This is a genomic window from Ruegeria sp. H3 (assembly GCF_056533095.1).
In genome coordinates, this window is record NZ_JBQFOD010000003.1 from 1 (window position 1) to 25,337 (window position 25,337).

Consider the following 25,337-nt stretch of genomic DNA (forward strand, 5'->3'; position numbering starts at 1 on the left):
TTTGAAGTACTTGAAAGAGGCAGGTCTGGTCATAGGAAAAAGCTACGCAACACCCCTGCCCCGCTCAACCAAAGTTCTTCTGACAAGACCCAACAATCATTGTCTGGTTCCGCAAGCCACAATCCGCACGGCCTTGATCGCGGTATGGTGCTGCGCCTGCTGCCCAGTGCCCTCAGTGCCTTCCGAGCAGAGCCATAGTGGGCGCGCCGCTTTTTGAACCAAGTACGGGCTGACCTGGTATCGGTATCCTAGATACCGACTGTGTTCTTACATACGTAGGCTAAGAAAGCCCCCTGCACGTCACAAATGAAGTCCTTCTCACAAGGGCGCTACAATGAGCTCCGCAAAAACTAGCCGCGCGGTAGTGCGATGTCGTCGCTGCCTTCAGGCTCTGGTCCAAGGCCATAATCCATTCGGTGCATCTGATCGATCACACGTGACATTTCTTCATCCAACAAAACCGGCGGTTCCCCAAGCGGTAGCGCCTGCACGTAAAGCCGAGACAAAGTCTCGACCTCCGTTGCTAGCCAAAGTGTCTTGTCCAATGTCTTGCCGATCGCGATCTGCCCGTGTTGAGCCAGCAAACACGCCGTTCTGCTTTTGAGCGCATCCAGCACCGCCTCAGACAGCTCTTGCGTTCCAAAGGTGGCATATTCGGCACAAGGGATGGTCGTTCCGCCAGCCACTCCGACCATATAGTGGAAAGCCGGAATCTGTCGGTGATGGCAGGCAAGTGTCGTCGCGTAAACCGAATGGCAATGCAACACGACATCGATATCCGGACGGGCTTTCAGAATATCGCGATGGAAACGCCATTCAGATGATGGCCTGCGCCCGACATAGGTGCCTTCGAAATCCATTTCCACCAAATCGTCGGGAATCATCTTGTCATAGGGCAAAGACGACGGTGTTATCAGGAACCCATCCTCGAAACGGACCGACAGATTTCCGGCCGTGCCCTGATTAATCCCCGTGGAGTTCATTTTCAAACATGTCTCAACCATACGCTCGCGTAGATCTTGTTCAGTCATAAGATTGGCCTCCTTGTCGATTTGCGGCCTCGCGCCATTGCGTCGCGTATTCCGTCAGGCCCGGCAGTACAATGGGTACGACCGGTTCAAGCGTCAGAGGCGTCGATAGGCTACCCGACGCCCTGCGTGCGAGTTGCAACGCACCTGCGACAACACCATGAGTTTCATGCGACGCTTCTGTGCGAAGGCCCGGACGCAAGGCCGCGACGATTTGCGCGTACATTGGGTCCTTCAGAAACGTGCCATCCAAGATGAGCCTTGAGCCCCCGTTCAAGACATCAGTGCAGGTGACTGTCAGCAATGCCGAATGCAGAACCGCAAGCGCCGCGCGCTCAGCTTGGTTTTCGGGAGAAGCGCCAACAATATAACCTCGTCTGGCTGAGCCGGGAAACTGCCCGTCATTGTCACCAAAACTCGGCATGGCCATCGTACCCCGTGCGATCAGACGCGCCACGACCTTTTGTTCGGCAACTTCATTGATTGTATCTGCTCCGGCAATGGCCGAAAACTCTCGCCCACCCATCGTCAGTGCCCCACCGATCGGGTTGCCAGCCATATCTGCGTTAATCGTGGTGCCACGTGACTGATCAAGTTTTCCGGTTTCAACGTCACGCGACAAAGCGACAACCCAGGTTCCCGTAGAAACCAGCGTAAAATCTTTAACCTGCGCGGCCAGATAGCGAAAAAAGTTGGCCGTGGAGTCATGTGCTCCGGTCAACACCACCATGTCCTGAGGTAAGTCAAATCGCTGCACAAGGTCCTCGCGCACCGGTCCAAGAGGGTTCCAGGCCGCCTTGAATTCTGGCATAAGTGTTTCCCAACCTTGCTCCAGAACAATCGGCGTCCACCGTCGCTGCGATACATTCCACAGATGCGACTGCGCCCCCATTGCCGAGTATTCAGAGGCCGCGACTCCGGTCAGCCACCAACCCCAAAATTGCGCGATGTTCAGAAAGTGCCGAGCGTTGCAAAACGCTGCCGGGTATATGCGTTCCATCCAAAGCAACTGACGCGCTGCATGCGTGGATGCCATCATCACCGGGCTGCCGCGATCCTCGAAGGTTCCCGCTTTTTTGCGATATTCTGCATCAATGTCAGCAGGGCATGCCTGCTCATAATCGATCATCGGCAAGGCTTGTCCCGCACCGGCGCCGTCTACGTCCGAGCCGACAAGTACCCCGCCTGACCCATGCCCGACCGGAACAATCGTCCGGATTGGATGCCGCTTGCAAAGCTCTGCAAGCGTTGTGATCAACCATATCGAAGTGCCTTCCAAGTCATGGTATCGCCAGGTCTGACCATCCAGAACCGAGTTTGAGGTCGACCGACTCTCAAGCAAAGTGCCGTCTTTGCTGGCAACCCAGAGTTCAATATTGGTTTTGCCAACATCGATAACAGCGATATCAGCTTTTCTGGTCAAAAGCTTAGCACGTCAGCAAATACACCGCCCCTTAAATCCCCAAATGAACCTGCTGCTGTCATCATATGAGGCGGTACTGGGCCGCTTTGTTCCTGAGGAACGGCAACCCCTTGTCCATAACGTCTTCGAAGGAAGGGGCAACAGGGCGCCAAACAGCAAGACCGTACCCAATCTGAGGGGGCATGTTGATGAAACTTTCCATCGCAAGCCCCCCCTTGAAGCCGATCGCGGCCAGCGTGGCGTAGATTTCGTCCCAGTCACAGGTCCCCTCGCCTGGTGTGCCGCGGTCGCTTTCCGACAAATGAATGTAGCGCAAGTGTTCTCGTGCATCGAGGATACCGTTGCCCGCGCCCTTTTCTTCGATATTCATGTGATACGTGTCGAGATGGATGAAGATGTTGTCGGCCCCCACCTTTTCGATCATGTCGACCGCCTGCCAACCTGTATTGATCAAATGGTTCTCGTAGCGATTTACCGGCTCGATACCAAAGGCGATCCCAAGGGTCCTAGCATGTTTCGCGGCCCCCTCTAAAGCCCGAGCAATATTATCGTATTCTGCCTGCGTGGGTGGGACGCCTGTACGTTCTCCGATGCCGCCATAAGTGACGCCGGAAAGGGCTTCGGCACCCATCTTACTGGCCATGTTCATAGCATCGACAAGGTGCTCGATTGCGCCGTCTGGATTGACTGACGCCCAGTTTTGTTCGGGCAGCCCGAGCGAACAGACTGCTCGCATTTCGTGTTTTTCGAGCAAGTCGCGCGTGTGAGTCGCATCCACAACGCCGGTGTCCAGCAAGGCAATTTCTATGAAATCCATCTGGTAGGCCGCCGCAGCGGGTATCGTCCGCTCGGCCCCATCACGATCCCAATGCATGGTCCACATGCTGGTATGTACGCCGAAACCTTCCATGATCATGTCCCTCTTCGTCGTTTGTCTCGCCACCGTTCACCAACCCAGCGCAGCGCCATCACGCCAATCAGAAACAACCCCCAGACAGCGGTCGACAAATGCTGGTTGGCACCGATCAGGTTCAGACCCGATGAAAGTGCTTGCAGGATAGTCAAGGCCAGAACCACCGGTAGAACACGCCCAAACCCGCCAAATGGATCGATACCGCCCAGGAAACAAGCCAGCACTGTCACCAGCAGTAGGGCCTCGCCATGGCCAACTCGGACAGAATTGAAACGCGCCGCCATCAAAATCCCGGCAACGGCGCATATCACGCCCGAAATCGCGTAGATCAAGACAAGTGTCCGGCGCGTATGCAGGCCGGAATATTCAGACGCCTGGATATTCGAACCGATCATGTAGACCGAGAACCCGTGTCGTGATCGTCTTAGCATGATATGCCAAATGAGCGCGGCCACCAGAAAGACTATCATCGGAACTGGAACGCCCATAACGCTGCCGTGGCCCAGTACGTTCATGTACTCTGGAAATCCCGATATGTCCCCTCCACGCGTCAGGAACTCACCCAACCCTCGCAGGAAGATCATCATGGCAAGCGATACCAGAATGGGATGTGCACCGACATAAGCCACGACGACGCCCATGACAGCGCCCGAAGCAGCACCCGCCAGTAATGCAAGCACCACACCTAGCACAAAAGCCCCCAGTCCGGCATCAGGCCCCCCGAATTGTATCAAAACCCAAGCAAGTGCGAGACCCGAAATGTTGGCTTGAAAGATGATGGCAAGGTTCAGCCCACCCGAAAGAATCGGAACAAGCATTGCCAGTGTCAGCAACCCCAAGACCGGCATCTGAAACGCCATCGAGCGCAGGTTGGCACCGGTCAGGAACAAAGGGGTCGCAAAGGAAAACGCCAGAAAGACCAGGCCAAGAAAGACAAGTAATGGCAGGGTTTCCGCACCAACTGCCGTGTTGAGTTTGTCACGCAAGCTCATGTTGTGCCCACCTTTGCGACAGCTGTAGCGCCGCGTGGGAGCCGCCCAAAACTCAGGTTTGATGATGAGATGGCCAGCAGGATCGCCGCGCCGATGATCATTTGGAATGCAAAGGGCGAGATTCCAAGAAGGTTCAAACCGTTCTGCGTGATCGCAACAAACATCACCCCAAGGATGCATCCAAGAACAGTGCCTCGCCCACCACCAAGTCGAGCCCCACCGAGGACCACCGCAGCCAGCACGTCCAGTTCCCGACCGTATAGCGCATTTGGAACAACCTCTTGGGCAATGTTCACCTGCATCAGCCCCCCTATGCCGGCCATCATCCCGCACCAACCAAAGGCGACAATTTGCATCTGCCAGATATTCACGCCCGCACGCATTGCTCCCTCGGGGTTGTCGCCAAAGGCATAAAGCTGGCGGCCCAGAGTGGTCAGACGGATGAGGCCCCAAGTCGCGACGACGCAGACGATCATGACGGCAACTGAAAGATTCAGTTCCGACCAGGTTCCATCCGAGGCTTGTCGTTCAAAAATGAAAATACGATCAGTCCACCAATCTGGCAGGTTGTAGATGTTTCGACCTTTCGTGAAGAACATCAGCAACCCAAAGAACGCGTTGAAGGTGGCAATGGTGATAACAATAGAAATCACCCGAAACCCGTGGATCAAAAGAGCATTGATCATTCCAAGACCGATCCCAAGCAGACCCGCGACCAAAAACCCCACCGCCCAGTTTCCGCCCCCTATGCCCATGAAAACCTGCGCGGCCACATACTGAACGACCGAAGCCGCGACCGCGAAAGAAATATCGATGCCGCCAGCAATCAGGACGGCCAGAAGGCCCACCGCCCAGATCAGGTTCACCGCGTTATTGTTCAGCAACGACGTGATGTTGCCCAATGTCAGGAACGTGTCCGTACCAAGCGACAAACCAAGGACCATCAACAGCAGCACAACGCTGAGGCGCGCCTCGACGGGATGAGTACGAAACAAGTCACGCATAGATACGTGCCTCAAGTTCGGGAACGCTGGTCGCCCGTGGATCGTACTCGCCCACAATACGCCCATCCGCCATATGCAGCACACGGTCCGCATTGAACATCGCTTCGGTCACCTCGTCCGAAATCAAAAGGATCGCCAGCCCTTCTTCGGCCAAATGCCTAACGATGCGAAAGATGCCCGCACGAGCCCCGACATCCACACCCACGGTTGGGCTGTCGAGGATCAACAGCCGCGGCTCGGTTGCCAGCCATTTTGCCAGTACAACCCTTTGCTGGTTGCCGCCTGACAGCGTCGAGACAGCATCCTTAGGCTGCCCAATCTTGACTGCAAGTTCATTGATCCAGTGACAAACAAGATCGGCTTGGCGTTTGGCGGATAACAATCCGATCCCATTGAGAATGCGATCAAGCACTGAAATAGACGTGTTATCCGCGATTGATTGCGGCTGAATAAGCCCCAGGGACAGTCTGTCTTCCGACACATAAGCGACACCGCGCGCGATAGAGTCGCGGATCGAGGCAAATCGAACAGACGACCCTTCCATCCGGATTTCACCTGCATCGGGTGGTTTCATACCAATTAGTGCAAGGGCCAGTTCCGTGCGGCCGGCTCCGATCAAGCCCGTCAAACCCAGAACTTCACCACGCCGGATGGTAAGGGAAACATCGTAGAACTCTTCGTGCCGACTTAACCCAACGGTTTCCAGAACCGGTTCCGCCTGAGAACGGTCCTGAGCGCTGACCGTGTTCTCCAAAAGCGCCCCGGTCATAAGCTCGCCAAGACGGGATTGCGTCATACCCTCGGTCGGATAGACGCCGACAAGCTTGCCATCGCGCAGGACTGTGACCCGCTCTGAAATGTCGATCACTTCTGCCAATCGGTGGCTGACGAAGACGACAGCAATACCTTGTGAGGACAGCGTGCGAACGACCTCTAGCAATGAATCCGTTTCGCTTTGGGTTAGCGACGCCGTCGGCTCATCCATAAACACCAGACGTGCGTCGCCCATTAACGCCCGCGCAATCGCAACGATCTGACGTTGCGCAATTGGCAAATCACCCAGTCGTGTATCCAGGTTCAACGGCACCTTCAGGCGATCAAGCACTGCCTGTACGCGGGTCTTATAGCGACGTCCGAACGTCAGGCGCGGCACCAGTCCAACCATCTCATCAAAAGCGATGTTTTCCGCGACGGTCATATGCGGAAATAGCGCAAGATCCTGCCAAATAACCGCGATCCCCAACGCTCGGGCTTTTGTCGGGGAAATCGTGTCAACTGGCTGACCAAACAGTTGCAATTCCGCGCCAGGGTCAGCTGTATACACACCAGTAACAAGCTTGATCAGTGTGGACTTGCCACAACCGTTTTCTCCGGCAAGGCAATGCACCTCTCCCGAACGCACTTCGAAATCAACGGATTGCAGCGCCTTTACGCCACCGAAGGTTTTTGAGACGTTTCGAAGCCTCAGCGCCGGGGCCGTGTTTGGATCAGTTTTCATGTATGTTCTTAATCTGAATGGAGATCCGCGATGCGCGGACCCCCAAATCGACAGTAAATCGTATCAGAGCCCCTTGGCAGCCAGCTCGTCAACAGTGCTCTTGTTAATCTCCAAGAGGTTATCGGTGATGATGTTGCGGGTTGCGGCATCCGGACTGACAACGCCCAATCCCTCGATCTCGGTTCCTTCCGAGATTTCTTCACCGTTCACCAGCATGTCGCCCAAAGTGACAAACACGCGGCCCGCCTCAGCTGGGTTCCACATGAACCCGCCAGAAATGACATCTTCTTTCAGCAGCTTCTGGCCCTGACCGGGTGAGAACGGCCCAAGCACATGGACCTTGCCGCCCAAGCGACGTTCCTCGATCGCGCGCCCTGCCCCGATCGGACCTTGGCTGCCAAAGGCAAGGAAGCCACGCAAATCAGGATTGGCTGCGATCAGGTCAAGTGCGGTCGAACGGCTGTCATCAACACTTTCTGCAACGCCATAACGATCACCCACCGGCTGCAACTTGTCGGAGCAGTTCTCAGCCAGCCAGGCGATGCCAGCATCCGCCCAAGCGTTGTGAAGCGGTACAGTCAGTGAACCCACATAAACAGCATAGGTACCCGGCTCTTCGGTTTTCTCACAAAGAAGCTTGGCATGCGCTTCACCGAATCCATCTGCAGAAGCCAGTTCGAAGTTCCAATCCACGTTGTTCAACCCGGGCCCTTCGTGCGCGATCACTTTGATCCCAGCGTCCAAGGCCTTCTGCAACACGGGTTCAAGCGCCGCCTCATCGTTGGGCACCACGCCGATGACATCCACACCCTTCGCAATGAGATCTTCAATCGCACGAACCTGAAGGGCCGGGTCGGCTGAGGTCGGTCCGATCATCTCGGCGCTGACACCCAGCTCACCGGCACGTTCCTTGATTCCTTCCTCCATAGCGTTGAACCAAGGGATCCCTCCAATTTTGACGACGATTCCCATAGTAGTCTCAGCAGCGACATTGGTTGCACCAAGAGCAAAAGCGCAGACTGAGGCTGCGAGTATCGGTCTAAGTTTCATAGTTTCCTCCCAGGTTGGCCAGCGCCGAAAAGACAGCGCACAGCAGAAATCAAACTGCACCATCGGTTGTTCTTTGTTGCGCAATCGATGGTGCAAAGGCTATATGGAACACACTAATCTTGTCAAAGGGGAATCTTCGGTGTCGACAACCGAGACTAAGAAACAGGTCACGATTTACGACATCGCCGACCGGGCTGGCACCTCGGCCAGTACTGTTGGTGCTGTTCTGAACGGCTCATGGCGCAATCGACGCATCAGTGAAAAGCGCGCCAAGACGATTCAGCAAATCGCAAACGAAATGGGCTATGCACCCAATATGCAGGCCCGCGCCCTTCGCAGCGTCAGGTCAAGCATGATTGGCATGATTATTCCGATGTACGACAACCGTTACTTCGGCGCGATCGCCGAACGTTTCGAAATGGCGGCCCGTGCCAGAGGGCTTTTGCCCATGACCTCTTGCACACATCGTGAACCAGAGCTGGAACTTGCGACGGTCAAGCAGATGCTGTCGTACAATGTAGACCGGATCGTCTGTGCCGGTGCCTCTGACCCCGATACCATCGCCCGGATTTGCAAGGCGCAGGGCGTTCCAACGATCAACCTTGATCTGCCCGGTACAGTAGCGACTTCCATCATTTCCGACAACTACACAGGCGCATATAGATTGACTGCAGCCCTGATAAAACATGCGCAAGCAAAAGGTCGGGATTGGCAGAACGAGTTTCTGTTCCTGGGCGGCCGCCCGACCGATCACAACACAAGCGAAAGAATACGCGGTTTCCGTGATGCGGTCTCGGACGCAGGGGCTAGACCTTTGGACGAGAACATACTGGCCTGCGGCTACGCAGCCGCCAAGTCTAAGGCCGCATTTGCCGCAAAGTTGAAAGAAACGGGCCGAATGCCGACTGCGATGTTCGTAAACTCGACGATATCGTTGGAGGGTGTATTTGATTGGTTGGCGCAGAATGACAGGGCCGCACTAGACACAATTCTGTTTGGAAGCTTTGATTGGGATCCGTTTGCTCAGTATATGGCGCAGAATCTGTTCTCCGTTCGACAGGATGTCTCGGCGATGGTGGACACGATGTTCAGGATTATTGATGGTGAACCACCCCATGAGCCTGAAATCATCCAGATTGCGCCAATTGTCATATCTGACAAATCAGGCTGCGACACCGCCTCCTCGTCACAGATTTAGCGAATAGTTCCCAGTTCGCCTTTTGGGCTCAAAAGCTGTGCCGAAGAAGTTCAAAAACTATTTCCGGAACGCGATGTACGTAGCCCTTAAGGTGCTGCCAATGCCTGACGTAGACGCCGTTCAACGTCTTGCAGACCCTTAAAGGCCTCGTAACGGGCATCATGTAGTTGTGCGGTCACGCCAGATTTTGGTGAGAACCGATCCTTTTCTGACGACATCCTCGCCATTGCCTCCTCAAGAGACGTTTCTGGCTGGCTTGCCACAGCACCTAGCATGGCTGCACCCAACAGAACCGGCTCAGGTGAGGTTGTCGATAGAACAGGAGCGCCGCTAGCGTCTGCCAAAAGTTGCTTGATCGTGGCGCTTTCCCCTGCGCCACCACTAATCGCGACGGTCGAAGGATGAACACCATGTGCGGCTTGCGCCTCCATAATCTGGCGCATCCCATAACCTACCCCAAGCACTGCAGCGACATAGGTTGCAATGAGGTCATCGCTATCATTTGCCAGCGTTAGGCCAGAAACGATTCCGGTTGCGTCCGGGTCGGCATAAGGGGCCCGGTTGCCCAGAAAATCCGGGACAATTATCCGGGACCCTGCCAGTCGGACTGCATCGCTTGCATCTGACACGCGCCGTTCGACCTCGCGCAAAAGAAACGATTGCAGCGACATGCCCTTTGCTTGCGCGAGGGAGGTTGCGTCGCTGCTTGATGGATGGCTCGTGATTAGGTGCGCGATCGCTTCCCCGGCCGTGGATTGCCCCCCTTCTGACAACCACATTCCTGGCACCATGGCCGAATAGTATGGCCCCCACACACCCGGAACCTTGTGCGCAGTCTTTGAAGTCGACATCGTGCAGGCGGACGTTCCGAATACATAGGCCATCGTCGACTCGGGTCCTGTTTCGGGATTAGCGCCTACGGTGCCGATACCCCCGGCATGAGCATCAATCAAACCCGCGCCAACGGGTGTACCTTCAAGCAACCCCATGCTCGATGCGGCTTGAGCGGTCAATCCCTGTGCCAGAGGTGTCCCGGGGGCCACGATCTTCTGCCCGATACGGGCATACTCCTCAGATGGCAATTCTGACAGACCAATCTGGTTGAAATAACTGTCATCCCACCGACGTTCATGTGCCAGGTAAGTCCATTTGCATGTCACCGTACAAGCGGAGCGATCCAGTGACCCAGTTGCGGCCCATGTCAAATAATCCGGCAGGTCAAAGAATTGGCCGGCGCTGCGGAAGGAGTCCGGCATATTCTCTTTAATCCACAGCAGCTTGGGCGTCTGCATCTCAGGAGAAATCCGCCCGCCAACATAGTCCAAAACGGGGTGGCCCAGTCCATTGATACGCTCGGCCTGATCCTTGGCCCGGTGGTCCATCCAAACGATTACGTTGCGCTCGGCCTTACCAGAAGCGCTGATACTCAGCGGTTGCATGGTTTGGTCCAGGACGACCATTGAACACGCCGCATCGAAACCAACACCTTTGACCTGCGAGGCCTCGATTCCACTCTCCTCAACCGCGCCTCGAACACAGGCACACACAGCCTGCCAGATGTCTGTCGAAGACTGCTCGGCTATATCGCCGGTGTCGCGCCACATTTGAATGTCTTGCTTTCGGCTGGCAAACAATGTGCCGTTGCTGTCGAAAACACCCGCCCTGGCACTGCCGGTCCCAACGTCTACGCCTACGAAACAGCTCATAGGTCCACCGCGTTTGGCAGGATGACAAGATCCCGGATCGTGACATTCGCGGGGCGGCTGAGCATGAAAACCACGCAATCGGCCACTTCTTTGGGTTGCATCAGACTCCCCTCGGCCAATGCTTGTTCCATTTTTTCCTTCGGCCAGTCATCCAGCAAAGCGGTCACTACAGGACCCGGCAAAACAGCGCCAACCCGCACACCATGCTTGGCAACCTGCCGTCTGACAGAGTGGGTGAAGGCCTGCACCGCATGTTTTGAGGCTGTATAGATGGGCTCCCACACGACGGGAATGACACCTGCGATGGAACTGGTCATGATGATATCACCCGACCCCTGTTTGGCCAGATATGGCAAAACCGCCTGCACCGAGCGAAACGCCGCATTTATGTTGAGGTTCAAAACACGATCCCACGCATCCGGATCGCCTTCCAGAACGTCCCCACCAATGTAAGCGCCAGCATTGGCGTGGAACGCGTCCAGACGCCCCGCTTTTCCGAGGATTTCTGGCAGCATCTGGTCCACGCTGTCAGGACTCGCAACGTCTGTAACGATTGAAAAAGCGTCGTCCCCCAAGTCATCGCAAACTGTCTTTAGTGCCGCTTCGTTCCGATCGACCAAAGCAACCGTGGCCCCTGCCGCGATACACTCTTTGGCACAAGCCAGCCCAATCCCCGACGCAGCGCCCGTTATCGCGATCACCTTGCCCGCCAGATCAACCATTCAGTTGCCTCCTCTACATCAAACCGTACCGTTTTTCCTCACCTTCCGGGAAGTCTCCGCAGTGCCGAAAACAGATCGACGGGCCAATCCCAAACCCAGAGGGTTGGTTTGCAAAACGCGTCATATGCTTGAATACCCCCCTTCGATCATCATGATCGCACCGTTCACTAGATCGGATGCGGGGGCAGCCAGATACAGGGCCATATCTGCGATCTCGACAGGTTCGCCAAAGCGGCCCAAAGGCGTTCGCTCGATAAACGGATCTTTCTTTTCCGGCGCCGACCATAGCTCTTTCCCCATTTCGGTTAGCACGACGGTTGGGCAGATCGCGTTGACCTGTACGTTGTACGGCGCAGCTTCGGTCATGAGCGATTTCGTCAGAGAATTGAGCGCCCCCTTGGAGGTGGCGTAGGCCGCGTGATCGGCTAGGGCAATAACACCCGTCTGCGATGAAATGTTGATGATCTTGCCCTGTCGGCGTTCCATCATGCCAGGCAGTACCGCGCGGGATAGGATAAAGGGCGCTGTTAGATTTACCGCCAAAGTGCGCTGCCAATCCGCCAGATCATAGTCAACAACCGGCCCGGTCAGGGCAATTCCGGCAGAGTTAACGAGAATATCGACCCGCCCAAAAACCTCCAATGCCCTGGCTGCGACCAAGGCCGTTTCTTCGGCATCAGCCAAGTCTCCGGTTATTGCTGCAAAATCTCGCCCCAATGCTTGAACCTCAGTTCCCAATTGCGCAAGCCGGTCCTTGTCGCGGCCATGCGCCGCGATGTCCGCTCCTGCATCCGCAAAAACCTGTGCAATTGAGGTTCCAATCCCTGAAGATGCACCGGTGATCAGCGCTTTCTTTCCCTTCAAACTGAAACGGGTTTCCCAGGGCATGAGCTATTCCAAATTCGTGTGATTGGCGCGCATATCCTCGGGCGTGACGGCCATCCTGTCGCGCAGGTCCAGCACAAGTAGCTCGAAGAACAGGAACATGAGCACCTCATAGAGCGACCCCATCGGCAGCACAGACGTGGCATCGGGACCTTGGTCTGCGGCCATGGTTTGCGCGGGAAGGTGAACGGTCAGATCCACAGCCTGTGGCACGGCACCCTCGGGTTCTGCAGTGATGCAGACAACTTTGGCACCGGCCTCCCGCGCAACGCCCACCAACGCCGCCACAGTCGAAAAATGCCCTGGTCCTGCGCTGACAAGCAGGATGTCCGATGCCCCGACCGGTGGCGCCGTCATGTCGCCGACCACATGGGCGTCACACCCCAAGTGAAACAGCCGCATCGCCAGCGCTTTCATCATCAGGCCCTCGCGACCGACACCGTAGCAAAGGATCTGCCGCGAATTGGCAAGAGCCTCAGATAAAGGCGCGATCTGTTTCAAAACGTGACCGGACAAGCCCGGTCGTAGTTCAGACAGGACCTGTTCGGCCAAATTGTCCAAAACGTCGGTCATGTTCGGTCCAACCGAATCTGGATTTTGACATCTGTTGGTCGCGCCTCAACTGCACGCTCGAACGCTTCGATGCTGTTCTCAAAGTCAAATGTTTTAGAGATTAGAGGTTTCACATCCACTTTACCCGACCCAAGCAATGCTATGGCCCGGTCATACATATTGGCATAGCGAAACACCGTCTCCATCCTGATTTCCTTGGACTGAGCCAGAACAATGTCGACCGGCACTGGATCGACCGGCATGCCTACCCAGACTACACAGCCCGCAGGGGCTACGGCATCGAGAGCGGTTTGAATTGAGGTGGCCGCGCCGGCGCATTCGAAAACCACATCCGCGCCCCATCCTTCGGTCGCGTCGCGCACAACGGCTGAGGGGTCATCGCGTCCGATCAGAACAGGTTCGATATTGTCATATTGCGCAGCAACCGACAGCTTTTCCTCAACCAGGTCAGAGATATAGACCTTGGCGCAACCACCGGCCAGCGCGGCCAGAGCCACCATTATGCCAATTGGCCCTGCACCGGTGACAAGCGCCACATCACCCGGTTTGATCTGCGCTTTGGTTGCTGCCTGCATGCCAATTGCAAAGGGTTCGACCATTGCCCCTTCGGCAAAGCTGATGTGGTCGGGCAAGCGATAGGTGAACGCCGCAGGATGTACGACCGAGGAGGTCAGGCAGCCATGCACCGGAGGCGTGGCCCAAAACTGCACAGATGGGTCCACATTGTAGGCACCAAGCTTTGCGGCCTTGGACCGGGTGTTGGGTATGCCTGGCTCCATACAGACCCGATCACCGACACCCAGGTCCGTTACGTCTGACCCAACCTCGGTGATCACACCTGCAGCCTCGTGTCCTAGCACCATAGGCGCGTTCACGACAAAGGGCCCAATCTTGCCATGGGTGTAGTAGTGAACATCGCTGCCGCACACCCCAACCGTATCTATCGCGACGCGGACATCCTCAGGGCCCAATGTCTTGGCCAGCTCAATCTCGCGCAGCGCAAGGCTGCGGGCTTTTTCCAGAACCAGAGCTTTGGCCATCCTACACCTCCCTTATGTTCTGTTGGTTTCAAGCAAAGCGGCTGCCGTGTTCTCATCCGTAACAAGTGTGTCGACAAAACCGCGCTTCAGGGCCGCAGCAATAATCGGCGTTTTATGAAGGCCACCAGCGGCCAGAATGACATTGTCTATTTCGGCCATCTCATCCAGCGACAGGCCAATGACGCACTGGTTCAACGGATGATCAATCAGCTCACCATCCGCATTCAAGATGTGCCCGGTGATATCGCCTACGCCGCCTTTGGCGACCAGATCGGCCGGATCGACCCCGTTGGGCAAGGCATCACGCACCAGCAGCGAACTCTCCAGATCCCCCGTAGCCAGCGCAATTGCACCGCAAGAGCGGATCTTTTCCAGCATATCCCGGATCACGTCCTGATCCATGAACAGTGCCTGACTCTCCGGGCTACCCGCATAAAGCGGCGCGGTGAAAAAGCTGTGCTCGGCGTTGCATAAATCAGCCAGCCGCGTGGTGATCTCGTACCCGTTCACGTCTGATCCGCGCGAGACACCGCCCATGATCGACACGATCTCAAGATCAGGACGGTCGAGCGGCTGCATGTGGCGCGTCGCAAGGTTCAAAGTGTTGCCCCAGGACATGCCAAAATGAGTCAGTTTCGGGTCGCACAAGACTTCGCCCAAATGCGCACCTAGCCCCGCAGCAACCAGCGGGGTGACTGACACACGGTCCTCAGGCGAAGGCACCACAACTGCGCGGGTCAGTTTGAACTGCCGCTCAAGCTCCCATTCAAATTGCGCCGCTGCCGCAAAAACGGAATCCACACTGACACGCAAAATGCCACGCCGCCGCGCCTCGCTGAGCGCTTTGTTGACACGCAGCCGCGTTGTTCCAAACCGCTCGGCCGCGTCGGCCTGTGTCATGCCCTCGACCTCACAGGCCCAGCACAGCCGCACCAATAGCTGTTCTTCCGGGTCGATCTGGTCGAGTTTGATATAGCGTGACATGGATGTCCTTTCCTTTTGGTTCCGTTCTACCGCAACGAAACGGGAAAGGGAGTGGTCGAAGACTTCATTTCACGGCTCCCATCGTCAGGCCACGCACCAATTGCTTGGAGGCGATGAGCGCGAAGATCAGAACCGGTATCACGATCAGCGTCGATGTGGCCATGATCTTACCATACGGCAAGTTGTAGCCTTCCATGAAAGACACGGCCATTGCGGGGGCCGTTTTGGCTTCGGTCCTGGTCAGGATCAGACCGAACATCAGTTCGTTCCACGAAAAGATGAAAGAAAAGATCGCCGATACGGCTACACCAGGCATGGCCAATGGCAGGCAGATTTTACGCATGATGGTAAACTGCGAGGCCCCTTCCAGCCGTGCGGCCTCGTCCAGATCATAGGGTATGCCTCTGAATTGATCTGTCACGATCCAGATGACGATCGGCAAGTTGAAGGTCAGGTATATCAGGATCAGCGTGATGTGTTTATCCAGCAGCGACAGGTTACGGGCGATCAGAAAGAATGGAAGAGCCAGAACAATGGGGGAAACCATCCGATTGGTGATGAACCAGAACCAAAGGTCTTTTTTTCCGCGAAACTCGAACCTGGCCAGCGCAAAGGCGGCAGGAACGCCCAGAACTAGCGCCAGCAGCGTCGTAGAGATTGCAATGATCAGCGAATTGATCAGTGTCCGTAGTACCCCGTCTTCGAACAGGGCCTCACGATAGTTGGCCAGTGTCGGTTCGAATAGCCACACGGGGGGCGATTCAAGCGCTACCACCTGCGTTTTTAAGGAAGTCGTGACCATCCAGTAAAACGGGAAGACACAGACCAGAATGATCAAAGCCAGCAAGGCAATCTGAGACCAGTATGAGCGGGTCGTCATCATAGCTCAGACCTCTTTGTAGAAGACGCGGATATAGATTTGCGCCAGTACAATGGTGATGATCAGCAGGATGATGGCCTGCGCCGAGGCCAGCCCCTGATCGAAGCCGCGAAAACCGACCCGTTGGATCATAAGCGAAATGAACTCGGTCGACGATCCCGGTCCGCCACGTGTTAGGGTGAAAACCATATCGAACAGCTTCAACGTGTCCGCTGTCCGCAGGATCAGCACCGCAACCAGACCCGGCACCAGAAAGGGCAGTTGCACATAGCGCAGAACAATCCATTTGGACTTGGTTTCCAGGCGCGCGGCCTCTTCCACTTCGCCCGGCACCATGGTCAGACCTGCCAGAAGAACCAGCGCTACAAACGGTGTCCATTGCCAGACGTCCCAGAACACAATCATGGCAAAAGCATTCTGGGGATCGCCGATCCAGTTTATGTCGGCCCCGCCCAAAAGCTGGTTCACTACGCCAAACTTCTGGTTGAACATCACCTGACCCAGCAGGCCCACAACCGCGTAGGTCGTGGCCATCGGTAGAACGAGGCTTAGGCGCGCCATTGTTTTTACCAGTGTCAGACCAGGTTGATGCAACACCAACGCAATGCCCAGACCGAGTGCGATTTGCAGCGGCAGGGCCGTACCCAGCAAGAAAAACGTGCGGCCCATCGCCTGCCAGAACACTTCATCCGTCAGAACGGTCCAATAATTTTCGAAACCTATGAACTCGACCCGTTTCAGCTTTGTAAGGTTGTAGAAATGCGCTGAAGTCCAAGCCGCGTAAAGCAATGGCGCGATGCCCACCGCGGCAAGACCAATGACCGCTGGACCGATGAATGCAAATATTGTTCTGCGGGGTACTTGGCCGCGCATATCCGTCCTCCAGCTGACCCTCTCGAACCGGGTACAGGGGCGCCAAATATGCGCCCCTGAATCTATGTTTTACTGAGCCAGCGGCTTGTCGCCAGAATAGTATCCGGCTGCGTCCAGTACAGCCTCCATCCGGGTGCCGATTTCTTGCGCACCTTCCTCGGTCGAGACCTCACCCAGCATCATTTTTGTGCCCCATTCCTGAACGATCTCGGTGATCTCGGGCCATTCCGCGAAACGGGGGCGGAATTCCGGCACGCCGTCTTGCCAGCTCTCGACCAGCGCGGGCACAAACTTGAAGTCTTCCAGACCGTCTTCCTGATAGACAGACTGACGGGCCGGAACACCACCGCGCTCAAGGTATTCTCGTGCGTTGGCTTTCGAGGTTGCCCACTGGATGAACAAATAGGCTGCCGCTTGTTCGGCTTCGTCTGCTTGCGAAGCTACTGCCAGAGAGAACCCACCAAGTGCTGGCTTGCGGCCCGCAGGGCCTGTGGGCTCGGGTGCGATTTCAACGCAATCCGCCACTTTCGATGTCTCGGGCGAGACGACCGACGAATAGAAGGCCGACCATTCGGTGATCATTGCGATGTCGCCTTGACTGAACCCATTCACGGTTTCGGCATGGTCATAAGCCACGATACCGTCAGGCATGTATTCCATCAGTTCCTGACGGAACTTTAGTCCTGCCTGGCTTTCGTCACTCATCAGATTGGACTTGAATTCATCGTCTAGGAACGAACCGCCAAAGGGCCAAAGCATCCTTGCAAAGCTGTCGGCAGACTGGGTTTCATTCCGCTTGGACTGCAGCGCAAAGGCGTATTTTCCGTCTTTTGTCAGCGCCGGGCCATATGTGTCCTTCAGCTCTTGCCAAGTTTCCGGTGGGCCGTCGAACCCGGCTTCTTCCAGCATGCAGCGATTATAGAACATCAGGCCGGAATAGTTGTCGAACGGCAGGCCATAAAGCGTGTCATTCCATCCACCAAAGGCGTTCAGCACCAGCGGAAAAAAGTCATCGATGTCCAGATCTGGATCAACTGCGTCAGGGAACTTTGCCTGCACATCCGCCAGCGGAATGATCCAATCGTTCTCTGCAAAGTTGCCTATCCAAACAAGGTCAATCAGTGCGATATCCAGATCACCGCCAGCCACAAAATCCCGCACCTGTTCACCCAGAGCGTTCTCATAGGGATGCTTTATGACGTTTACCCTAATTCCCGTTTCCGCTTCGAACTCGGGCAGCATGGCTTCGATCGCCTCATAGCCCGGGCGCAGCAGGAACACGACGTCAATGGTTGTGCCTGCATAGGGTTCGGCAGCCTTTTTTAGGCTCCAGTTATCATCTGCAACTGCCGCACCGGTCACGATGATGCTGGCGACGGCTGCGGTACCCAGCAAGTTTCTAAGAGTTTTCATTCTCAGGTCTCCTCCCAGTTCAAAATTCTTTTGCATACTAGTTCATACAAAAGTATTTTTCCGACTTGAAAGTCAATACATTTGTTTCTACTGATAAACAAAAGATAATTTGCGGACCGCAGCGTTCGCCGTTGGGGAGGGGTTGCCTTGGCTGGCATCAGAATTGAAGGGCTCGACAAGTTTTACGGTGAAACACAGGCGCTGTTCGATGTCAGTCTGGACATCAAGGACGGAGAGTTTGTTGTATTCGTAGGGCCATCGGGTTGTGGCAAATCAACCCTTTTGCGAACACTGGCTGGATTGGAGGGTGCCGACTCGGGGCGTATCGAGATTGACGGGCTGGACGTGACGCATGCTGAACCTGCCGACCGTGAGCTAGCGATGGTGTTCCAGTCCTATGCCCTCTACCCGCACATGAGCGTGCGCGAAAACATGGATTTCGGCATGAAAGTCAACGGATTTGCGCCTGCCTTGCGGCAGGAACGGATCGCCGAAGCAGCCCGTATCCTACAGCTGGAAGACTATCTTGATCGCAAGCCCTCACAGCTGTCGGGTGGTCAGCGCCAGCGTGTGGCCATTGGTCGGGCCATCGTCAAAAATCCAAAGGTCTTCCTGTTTGACGAGCCGCTGTCCAATCTGGACGCCAAACTGCGGGTGCAGATGCGGGTCGAGCTGGAAGGCCTGCACAAACAACTCGCCGCAACGATGATCTATGTGACCCATGACCAGGTTGAAGCCATGACAATGGCCGACAAAATCGTTGTTTTGAATGGCGGACGCGTCGAGCAGGTTGGAACTCCGATGGAATTGTATCATTCACCCCGGTCACGCTTTGTTGCCGAGTTTATCGGTTCCCCGGCCATGAATGTGTTTGCGCCCAGTAACACAGTGAGCGGATTGACCATCAAGCCGGAGGCGGCTTTCGTCGGCTGCCGCCCCGAACATCTTGAGCTGGTGCAACAAGACGCGGGCAATACCGACGCCATGGTCAGGGTCAAGGAACAGCTGGGAGGCGAGAGCTTGCTATACCTCACACTCCCTGACAATAGCGAGATCGTAGCGCGCGTCGGCGGTGACGACGATACACCTGTTGGTCAAACCGTAGGTGTTCGAGTCCCCGAAAATCGACTGCATCAATTTAGTGCCGACGGGCGCGCATTGTAACGGTGCGCGCGATGGCAGGCGACAACGCCAAGGGTTCCAAGCCGGATGCGCAGCCTCCTATATCGCTTGAGGCGTTCGATCTGATTATTTTTGATTTTGATGGAGTTATTGCCGATAGCGAGATCATCTCGCTGTCCACATTAAAAGAAACTCTGACAGAGTATGGTATCGACCTGCAGGCACAAGAGGTCCGAAGCCTATTTCTAGGCAAATCTCTCTCGACAATTGAAGCTTTTGTTACTGAGCACAGCACAACCTCTGCCAGAGGTTTTGCGCATACATGGCAGGCCAAGTTGTTCCGACGTTTCAAGCGGGAACTCTCACCTATTGCTGATGTCAAAGATTTTTTGGGAGTGTTGACTAGGTTGAACCTTCCGTATTGCATCGCCTCCAGCGGGACGTTCGAACGGATCAGTGTTGCCCTGACGGCGATGCAGATGACCGCGTTGTTTGATAACATCTTCAGCGCCGAGCAGGTTGAACACGGCAAACCAGCACCAGACTTGTTTCTATACGCCGCTGCTCAGGTTGGTGTTCCCCCCAGAAACTGCCTTGTGATCGAAGACTCACCTTATGGCGTGCGCGCTGCCAAGACGGCTAACATGTATTGTGCCGGATTTGTGGGTGGGGCGCATCTACGTGGTATTGAAGACCAGCATGGCGAGTTTCTTCGTCAGCAAGGAGCTGATCTGATCATATCATCCTATGAATCACTTGCGCCCGCCCTATTCAGGTAGCGGGCAAAAAAAGTAAACGATTTACAGGCACCAATGGGGGACAACGTGGCATGAGCTACCTTGGCATTGATCTGGGAACATCCGGGCTTCGCGCCCTGCTACTGGCAGAAGATGGCAGCGTGATCGGATCTGCTGAGCAGTCTTACTCATCTGAACACAAACACCCCGGTTGGAGCGAACAGAACCCGGCGGATTGGATCACGGCGCTTGAAATGGCGGTTGGCGAATTGCGCGGTAGTCACTCCGAGTTTACCGACCTCCGCGCTGTCAGCGTCGCAGGACATATGCATGGCGCAACTCTGCTGGATTCTGCAGGCGACGTGATCCGGCCTTGCATTCTGTGGAATGACACGCGCTCGGATATTGAGGCACAGCATCTGGATGCCATGCCCGGCGTTCGTGAGATTTCAGGCAACATCGTGTTTCCCGGTTTCACGGCGCCCAAACTGCTCTGGGTCAAGGCTCATGAGCCTGAAAGTTTCGCCCGCGTGGCCAAGGTCCTGCTTCCTGCGGCTTATTTGAACTACTACCTGACCGGCGACTATGTCGCCGATATGTCGGACAGTGCCGGAACATCCTGGCTGGACGTGTCGGGCCGCGCGTGGTCCGACACCTTGTTGACCGCCGGGCAGATGAGCGAAACACAGATGCCGCGGCTTGTCGAAGGATGCCAGCCAGCAGGCACCTTACGGCCCGATTTAGCGGCAAACTGGGGCGTCAGTGGCAGCGTCGTTGTTGCGGGTGGTGCGGGAGATAATGCGGCAGCTGCCTGTGGCCTAGGGGCTTTGAATGAGGCTGATGGCTTTCTGTCTCTCGGAACCTCAGGCGTTCTTTTGGCTGCGCGGGATGGTTACTACCCTGCCCCTGATTCCGCACTGCACACGTTCTGCCACGCAGTTCCTGATCGCTGGTACCAGATGGGTGTCATGTTGTCGGCAACAGATAGCCTAAACTGGCTCGGTCAGATCACTGGCAAGACTCCATCCGACCTGACGCGCAATCTGGGCGACACTTTGTGTACGCCCGGTCGCGTGCAGTTCTACCCCTACCTGTCCGGAGAACGCACACCCCATAACGACGCCAGCATTCGCGGCAGCTTTACCGGGCTGGGAAAGGATACCGACCAGAACGACCTTACCTGTGCGGTGCTCGAAGGCGTCGCCTATGGATTGAGCGACTCGTATGATGCACTGGCGCAGACTGGAGCCCGCATAGACCGTCTGATCGGTATCGGCGGTGGAGCGCAATCACGGTACTGGGTAAAACTGATCGCAACCGTTCTGGATGTGCCCATAGAGTTGCCGCAGGATGGTGAGTTCGGTGCCGCACTTGGGGCAGCTCGACTTGCAATGATCGCTGGATCCGGAGCGTCGCCAGAGGACATCCTCAAGCCTCCCAGAATTGGTGAGCGGGTGCTTCCGGACAGTAATATGACAGAGGCATTCAACGCGTCAAAAATCCGCTTCCGCGCGGCATACGAACACCTTCAGGAAATATCGTCCAGCCGGGGATAGACGTGCTTGGCAAGTAGTTCTGTAAGACAACTTGAACCAGTTCCAAATACGCCAATAGTGCGGTCCTATGTGCCGCACATACTTAGCACCACTCGGAAAAAGCGGCGCAACGTGTCAGCTCGGAGGTGTCTCGACTGGTTAGAGTTCGCTCTTGGTTGATCACCCGATTTCCCGACGGAAGGGATAAAAAGTCGTGATCGTTCCAACCATGATCGGTGTAATCCTGAACACATGCAAAAGGGCGGCCCATTCCGCCCGACTCTGCTTGATGGGAATGTCCGCCTTGTCAGATTCTCGACGGGACCCAGCCGCCTGAACTCACACTCAAGCGTCTGGTCAGCATGACTCACCCACTTGACTGGATCGAACGAGAGCGACTGTTCGGCTTCTGACATCTCGAAGTCCTGCGACCCTGATACAGGGCTCGCCCTCCCTGATCCGGCGGAACAATTCCGGGTCAGAAAACACAACTGAAGTGAGACAGGTATGAGTGGCGGGGAGACAGGGATTCGAACCCTGGGAACGCTCTCACGTTCAACGGTTTTCAAGACCGCCGCATTCGACCACTCTGCCACCTCCCCGTCGGAGGCCCGGTCTAAGCCCAACTGAGATCATAGGCAAGCCGAAATCGGGAAATCTTGCTCAAGCCTGCGCAGCAGCCTTTCCTTGGACCTTCAGCCACGTTATGATCTGGCCTTAAGATCGCAGCAGACTGGCGCTTAGAACCGGTCATTCGGCGGGGCTGGAAAAAAACGAAGCCCTTTCAGGCAAGGGAACAAGAGATGAAGCGAGCGACACAGACACGCGCAAATCCGCGAGGACTGGCTGTACTAGCTGTGACTTTGACAGTTTTGTCCGGGTGTGACGACGTTCTTCAATCTCAGGACGGATCAACGAAGCCCAGGAGCGACAGCGCGGACAATTCGACAATCGAACTCGTACCTCAGGTCACCAACAGCTCGCAGCGCGACATTGAGGCACCGGATGTGTTTTCGGTAACCGAAGCTGGGCTTTGGGATGGGCGGCCTTCGCTGGGCGGCATCTGGGTGGCGCATCCTGATGTTAACCAACCAGAACGCGTTTTGATCAAGAACACCGCGAACAACAAAAGCGTCACTGGCGCCCTGTTCCGGCGTCAGGCGAACTTGCCGGGGCCTGCCTTGCAGGTTTCCTCTGCCGCGGCGGAAAAACTGGGAATGCTGGCCGGTGCGCCGACGCGGGTCAGCGTTATAGCCCTGCGCAGGGAAGAACCTAAAGAAGAACCACCCGCTGAGGAACAGACGCCCGAGGCCGAAGCTCCGAAAGAAGAAACCGAAGTTGCAGCCGCTGCGCCTGAAACAGAAACCGAGGCTGCTGCACCGGAAAAGCCGGCCAAGCGCAAGTGGTGGCAAAAGAAAGAACCCGCTGCTGCCGCGGGCGCAGCGGGCGCTGCTGCAGCGGCGGCTGGCTCGGCCAGTGAAGAGGCTGCGGAAGCTGCGGTAGACAGCGCCTCAGCTGCTGGGGCCGCCGCACCGGGCCTATCAGACGCCCCTGTCGAAGCCCCGGCTGATAAGCCCGCCAAACGCAAATGGTGGCAGAAAAAGCAACCCGAAGAGATAACGGCCACACCGCTGGACCCGATCGAAGGGGCAGCCGCCGCGATTGAAGCGGCCGAGGCCACTCCGGCAGCGGCCGCAGCTGCCGCCCCTGCTGCATCGAACTTGACAAAGCCCTATGTTCAGATCGGCACGTTTAGTGTTGAAGCCAATGCAAACACAGCCGCAGAAAAAATCCGTAAGAATGGTATGGCTGCCGAGGTCCGTGCGCTTGAGGCTGAAGACAAAACCGTCTGGCGCGTTCTAGTCGGCCCTGCCACAACACGCGCCGATCGCAAGGCGATTCAGACCGATGTCAAAGACCTGGGCTTTACCGACGCATTCACCGTGTCCAACTGATAACAGGAGGCGCCTCGTGCTATCCGCAATTCGCACATCCGTATTTACCCTAGGGATGGCTGTCCTGGCCCTGCCCGCACACGCGTTTGATACCACGGCGCGTGCCGCCTATGTGATCGATCAGTCAACCGGAACTGTACTTCTGTCGAAAGACGCTGATCAACCGCTGCCGCCCGCGTCGATGTCGAAACTCATGACCCTCTATGTCGCGTTCGAAGCGCTGCGCGATGGGCGTTTGACCTTGCAGGAAACTTTGCCTGTATCTGAACACGCGATGAGCTATGGCGGCTCGACCATGTTCCTGAACACGCAAGATCGTGTGACGGTCGAGGATCTGTTGCGCGGTATTATCGTTCTGTCGGGCAATGATGCCTGCGTGGTGATCGCCGAAGCGCTCAGCCCCGATGGGACCGAGGCGGGATTTGCCCGTTACATGACCCAACGCGGCAAACAGATGGGCATGGACAATTCCAACTTTGCCAATTCAAACGGCTGGCCCGCCGCAGGGCATATGATGTCGGTGCATGATCTCGCGGTTCTTGCGGATCGCTTGATCAGCGATTTCCCGGAATACTACCCGCTATTTGCTGAAGAAGAGTTCGAATTCGACGGGCGCGCGCCATCGAACAAACGCAACCGGAACCCTCTGCTGCGGCTGGACATCGGGGCCGATGGGCTCAAAACCGGCCACACGCAAGAAGCGGGATATGGCCTGGTCGGATCGGCCAAACAAGGCGACCGCCGGGTGATCTTTGTCCTCACCGGTCTCGACAGTACCGCTCAGCGGGCAGAGGAGGCTGAGTCCGTGGTTAACTGGTCGTTTCGAAATTTTGTCGAGAGGACAGTTGCCACCGAAGAAACGCCGATAGCCGAAGCCAAACTGTGGATGGGTGAGAAGAAGACCGTGGGGTTGGTGCCCGAGGGCGATCTGAACGTTCTGTTCCCGGTTTTGGGCACTCAGAACGTTCAGGCAGAGGTCGTATACGACGGCCCGATCAATGCCCCTGTTGCCAAGGGCGATCAACTGGCGGAACTGGTCATCAAACCCGAAGGCCTGCCCGAAATTCGCCGCCCGCTGGTTGCAGCCGAGGATGTGCCTCTGGGTGGGTTCATGGTGCGCATGATGACCGTGGGCGGTATTGTTCTGAAAGACGTGATCAATAACCCGCTGGAGTCGATGTGACGAAACGCGGGTTATTCCTGACCTTTGAAGGCATTGACGGATCAGGTAAATCAACTCAGGCCCGGATGTTGGCCGAGTTTCTGCGCGAGACGGGCCACCAGGTCATTCTGACGCGCGAACCTGGGGGATCGCCCGGAGCTGAGGAAATCCGCAGGCTGGTGCTGGAAGGCGACCCGGATCGTTGGTCGGCTGAAACCGAAATTCTGCTGTTCACTGCTGCCCGCCGCGACCACCTGGAACGCACCATCGAACCAGCGCTGGCCGATGGCAAGGTGGTGATCTGCGACCGCTTTGCCGACAGCACCCGCATGTATCAGGGCCTCTCGCGTGGTGATCTGAGGGGCATTGTGGACCAGTTGCACAGTCTCATGATCGGACGCGAACCCGACATGACCCTGTTGGTCGATATGGACCCGGAAATCGGCCTGTCCCGCGCCAAAGGCCGCCAGGGCACCGAGGAACGGTTTGAAGATTTCGGCCCTGCCTTGCAAAAACAGATGCGCTCTGGGTTTCTGGCTTTGGCCGACGAGTTTTCCGACCGGTTCCGCGTCGTCGATGGCAATCGCGACATGGACAGCGTTGCACAGGATGTGAGAGATATCGCCCAGGCAGCTTTGCGATAG

The 25,337-nt window shown here is 56.2% G+C and carries 24 protein-coding genes and 1 tRNA gene; 8 read left to right on the top strand and 17 right to left on the bottom strand.

What is annotated here, in order from left to right; genetic code table 11:
• Nucleotides 1–198: hypothetical protein (locus ACR0JE_RS04370; RefSeq protein WP_480863244.1), on the top strand; the 198-nt coding region annotated here is incomplete at its 5' end.
• A gap of 152 nt (nucleotides 199–350) precedes the next feature.
• Here the strand turns inward: ACR0JE_RS04370 and ACR0JE_RS04375 are convergent.
• The 7 genes from ACR0JE_RS04375 to ACR0JE_RS04405 all read right to left on the bottom strand — a co-directional run bounded on the left by ACR0JE_RS04375 (nucleotide 351) and on the right by ACR0JE_RS04405 (nucleotide 7,908).
• Nucleotides 351–1,031 carry a class II aldolase/adducin family protein gene (locus ACR0JE_RS04375; RefSeq protein ID WP_480863246.1) on the bottom strand — a complete coding sequence of 227 codons (681 nt, stop codon included), beginning with the start codon at nucleotides 1,029–1,031 and terminating at the stop codon, nucleotides 351–353.
• The gene (locus tag ACR0JE_RS04380) at nucleotides 1,024–2,451 is read right to left on the bottom strand and encodes an FGGY family carbohydrate kinase (protein ID WP_480863248.1); all 1,428 of its coding nucleotides are present in this window, start codon (nucleotides 2,449–2,451) and stop codon (nucleotides 1,024–1,026) included. The genes ACR0JE_RS04375 and ACR0JE_RS04380 overlap by 8 nt, the downstream gene beginning before the upstream one ends.
• 61 nt (nucleotides 2,452–2,512) lie before the next feature.
• The gene (locus tag ACR0JE_RS04385) at nucleotides 2,513–3,367 is read right to left on the bottom strand and encodes a sugar phosphate isomerase/epimerase family protein (protein ID WP_480863250.1); all 855 of its coding nucleotides are present in this window, start codon (nucleotides 3,365–3,367) and stop codon (nucleotides 2,513–2,515) included.
• Nucleotides 3,364–4,356 carry an ABC transporter permease gene (locus tag ACR0JE_RS04390; protein WP_480548207.1) on the bottom strand — a complete coding sequence of 331 codons (993 nt, stop codon included), beginning with the start codon at nucleotides 4,354–4,356 and terminating at the stop codon, nucleotides 3,364–3,366. Before ACR0JE_RS04390 ends, ACR0JE_RS04385 begins: the two co-directional genes overlap by 4 nt.
• Nucleotides 4,353–5,360 (bottom strand): ABC transporter permease, encoded by a 1,008-nt coding sequence (locus ACR0JE_RS04395; protein WP_480863252.1) that lies wholly within the window; start codon nucleotides 5,358–5,360, stop codon nucleotides 4,353–4,355. The genes ACR0JE_RS04390 and ACR0JE_RS04395 overlap by 4 nt, the downstream gene beginning before the upstream one ends.
• Nucleotides 5,353–6,858 carry a sugar ABC transporter ATP-binding protein gene (locus ACR0JE_RS04400; protein ID WP_480863254.1) on the bottom strand — a complete coding sequence of 502 codons (1,506 nt, stop codon included), beginning with the start codon at nucleotides 6,856–6,858 and terminating at the stop codon, nucleotides 5,353–5,355. The genes ACR0JE_RS04395 and ACR0JE_RS04400 overlap by 8 nt, the downstream gene beginning before the upstream one ends.
• A gap of 63 nt (nucleotides 6,859–6,921) precedes the next feature.
• Nucleotides 6,922–7,908, bottom strand: coding sequence for a substrate-binding domain-containing protein (locus ACR0JE_RS04405; protein WP_480543851.1), 987 nt, complete (start codon nucleotides 7,906–7,908; stop codon nucleotides 6,922–6,924).
• A gap of 139 nt (nucleotides 7,909–8,047) precedes the next feature.
• Here ACR0JE_RS04405 and ACR0JE_RS04410 point away from each other — a divergent pair, with 139 nt between their 5' ends.
• The gene (locus ACR0JE_RS04410) at nucleotides 8,048–9,106 is read left to right on the top strand and encodes a LacI family DNA-binding transcriptional regulator (RefSeq protein WP_480863256.1); all 1,059 of its coding nucleotides are present in this window, start codon (nucleotides 8,048–8,050) and stop codon (nucleotides 9,104–9,106) included.
• Nucleotides 9,107–9,192: 86 nt separating this feature from the next.
• Here the strand turns inward: ACR0JE_RS04410 and ACR0JE_RS04415 are convergent, their stop codons facing one another.
• The 9 genes from ACR0JE_RS04415 to ACR0JE_RS04455 all read right to left on the bottom strand — a co-directional run bounded on the left by ACR0JE_RS04415 (nucleotide 9,193) and on the right by ACR0JE_RS04455 (nucleotide 18,182).
• Nucleotides 9,193–10,812, bottom strand: a complete 1,620-nt coding sequence (locus ACR0JE_RS04415; protein ID WP_480548199.1) for an FGGY-family carbohydrate kinase — start codon at nucleotides 10,810–10,812, stop codon at nucleotides 9,193–9,195.
• Nucleotides 10,809–11,534 (bottom strand): SDR family oxidoreductase, encoded by a 726-nt coding sequence (locus ACR0JE_RS04420; RefSeq protein ID WP_480543854.1) that lies wholly within the window; start codon nucleotides 11,532–11,534, stop codon nucleotides 10,809–10,811. Before ACR0JE_RS04420 ends, ACR0JE_RS04415 begins: the two co-directional genes overlap by 4 nt.
• Before the next feature lie 120 nt (nucleotides 11,535–11,654).
• On the bottom strand, nucleotides 11,655–12,422 hold the full coding sequence (locus ACR0JE_RS04425) for an SDR family NAD(P)-dependent oxidoreductase (RefSeq protein ID WP_480548197.1): 768 nt from the start codon (nucleotides 12,420–12,422) through the stop codon (nucleotides 11,655–11,657).
• A 3-nt stretch (nucleotides 12,423–12,425) separates the two neighbouring features.
• Complete coding sequence (locus ACR0JE_RS04430; RefSeq protein ID WP_480548195.1) at nucleotides 12,426–12,992, bottom strand: SIS domain-containing protein; 567 nt, start codon at nucleotides 12,990–12,992, stop codon at nucleotides 12,426–12,428.
• Nucleotides 12,989–14,032, bottom strand: a complete 1,044-nt coding sequence (locus ACR0JE_RS04435) for an NAD(P)-dependent alcohol dehydrogenase (RefSeq protein WP_480543857.1) — start codon at nucleotides 14,030–14,032, stop codon at nucleotides 12,989–12,991. The genes ACR0JE_RS04430 and ACR0JE_RS04435 overlap by 4 nt, the downstream gene beginning before the upstream one ends.
• Before the next feature lie 12 nt (nucleotides 14,033–14,044).
• Nucleotides 14,045–15,016, bottom strand: a complete 972-nt coding sequence (locus tag ACR0JE_RS04440; protein WP_480827033.1) for a sugar-binding transcriptional regulator — start codon at nucleotides 15,014–15,016, stop codon at nucleotides 14,045–14,047.
• A gap of 64 nt (nucleotides 15,017–15,080) precedes the next feature.
• On the bottom strand, nucleotides 15,081–15,899 hold the full coding sequence (locus ACR0JE_RS04445; protein ID WP_152460809.1) for a carbohydrate ABC transporter permease: 819 nt from the start codon (nucleotides 15,897–15,899) through the stop codon (nucleotides 15,081–15,083).
• Between the two features lie 3 nt (nucleotides 15,900–15,902).
• Nucleotides 15,903–16,769 carry a carbohydrate ABC transporter permease gene (locus ACR0JE_RS04450; protein ID WP_480863258.1) on the bottom strand — a complete coding sequence of 289 codons (867 nt, stop codon included), beginning with the start codon at nucleotides 16,767–16,769 and terminating at the stop codon, nucleotides 15,903–15,905.
• 69 nt (nucleotides 16,770–16,838) lie between these two features.
• Entirely contained in the window at nucleotides 16,839–18,182 is a 1,344-nt protein-coding gene (locus tag ACR0JE_RS04455; protein ID WP_480863260.1) for an ABC transporter substrate-binding protein, read from the bottom strand.
• 147 nt (nucleotides 18,183–18,329) lie between these two features.
• On the opposite strand from ACR0JE_RS04455, the gene ACR0JE_RS04460 reads away from it, so the two are divergent.
• From ACR0JE_RS04460 to xylB, 3 genes are read left to right on the top strand one after another with little or no spacing between them, the layout of a single operon-like run.
• Nucleotides 18,330–19,346 (top strand): ABC transporter ATP-binding protein, encoded by a 1,017-nt coding sequence (locus tag ACR0JE_RS04460; RefSeq protein WP_480863262.1) that lies wholly within the window; start codon nucleotides 18,330–18,332, stop codon nucleotides 19,344–19,346.
• Between the two features lie 11 nt (nucleotides 19,347–19,357).
• Nucleotides 19,358–20,083, top strand: a complete 726-nt coding sequence (locus ACR0JE_RS04465; protein ID WP_480863264.1) for an HAD family hydrolase — start codon at nucleotides 19,358–19,360, stop codon at nucleotides 20,081–20,083.
• A gap of 50 nt (nucleotides 20,084–20,133) precedes the next feature.
• Complete coding sequence (gene xylB / locus ACR0JE_RS04470) at nucleotides 20,134–21,597, top strand: xylulokinase (protein ID WP_480863266.1); 1,464 nt, start codon at nucleotides 20,134–20,136, stop codon at nucleotides 21,595–21,597.
• 491 nt (nucleotides 21,598–22,088) lie between these two features.
• On the opposite strand, the gene ACR0JE_RS04475 is transcribed toward xylB, so the two are convergent.
• Nucleotides 22,089–22,178, bottom strand: a tRNA-Ser gene (locus ACR0JE_RS04475).
• Nucleotides 22,179–22,379: 201 nt separating this feature from the next.
• Between ACR0JE_RS04475 and ACR0JE_RS04480 the strand changes: the two genes are divergently transcribed.
• The 3 genes from ACR0JE_RS04480 to tmk are packed head-to-tail and all read left to right on the top strand — an operon-like array spanning nucleotide 22,380 to nucleotide 25,337.
• Nucleotides 22,380–23,531 (top strand): SPOR domain-containing protein, encoded by a 1,152-nt coding sequence (locus tag ACR0JE_RS04480; protein WP_480863268.1) that lies wholly within the window; start codon nucleotides 22,380–22,382, stop codon nucleotides 23,529–23,531.
• A gap of 55 nt (nucleotides 23,532–23,586) precedes the next feature.
• Nucleotides 23,587–24,714, top strand: a complete 1,128-nt coding sequence (locus tag ACR0JE_RS04485) for a D-alanyl-D-alanine carboxypeptidase family protein (RefSeq protein WP_480863505.1) — start codon at nucleotides 23,587–23,589, stop codon at nucleotides 24,712–24,714.
• Complete coding sequence (tmk, locus tag ACR0JE_RS04490; RefSeq protein ID WP_480863270.1) at nucleotides 24,711–25,337, top strand: dTMP kinase; 627 nt, start codon at nucleotides 24,711–24,713, stop codon at nucleotides 25,335–25,337. Before ACR0JE_RS04485 ends, tmk begins: the two co-directional genes overlap by 4 nt.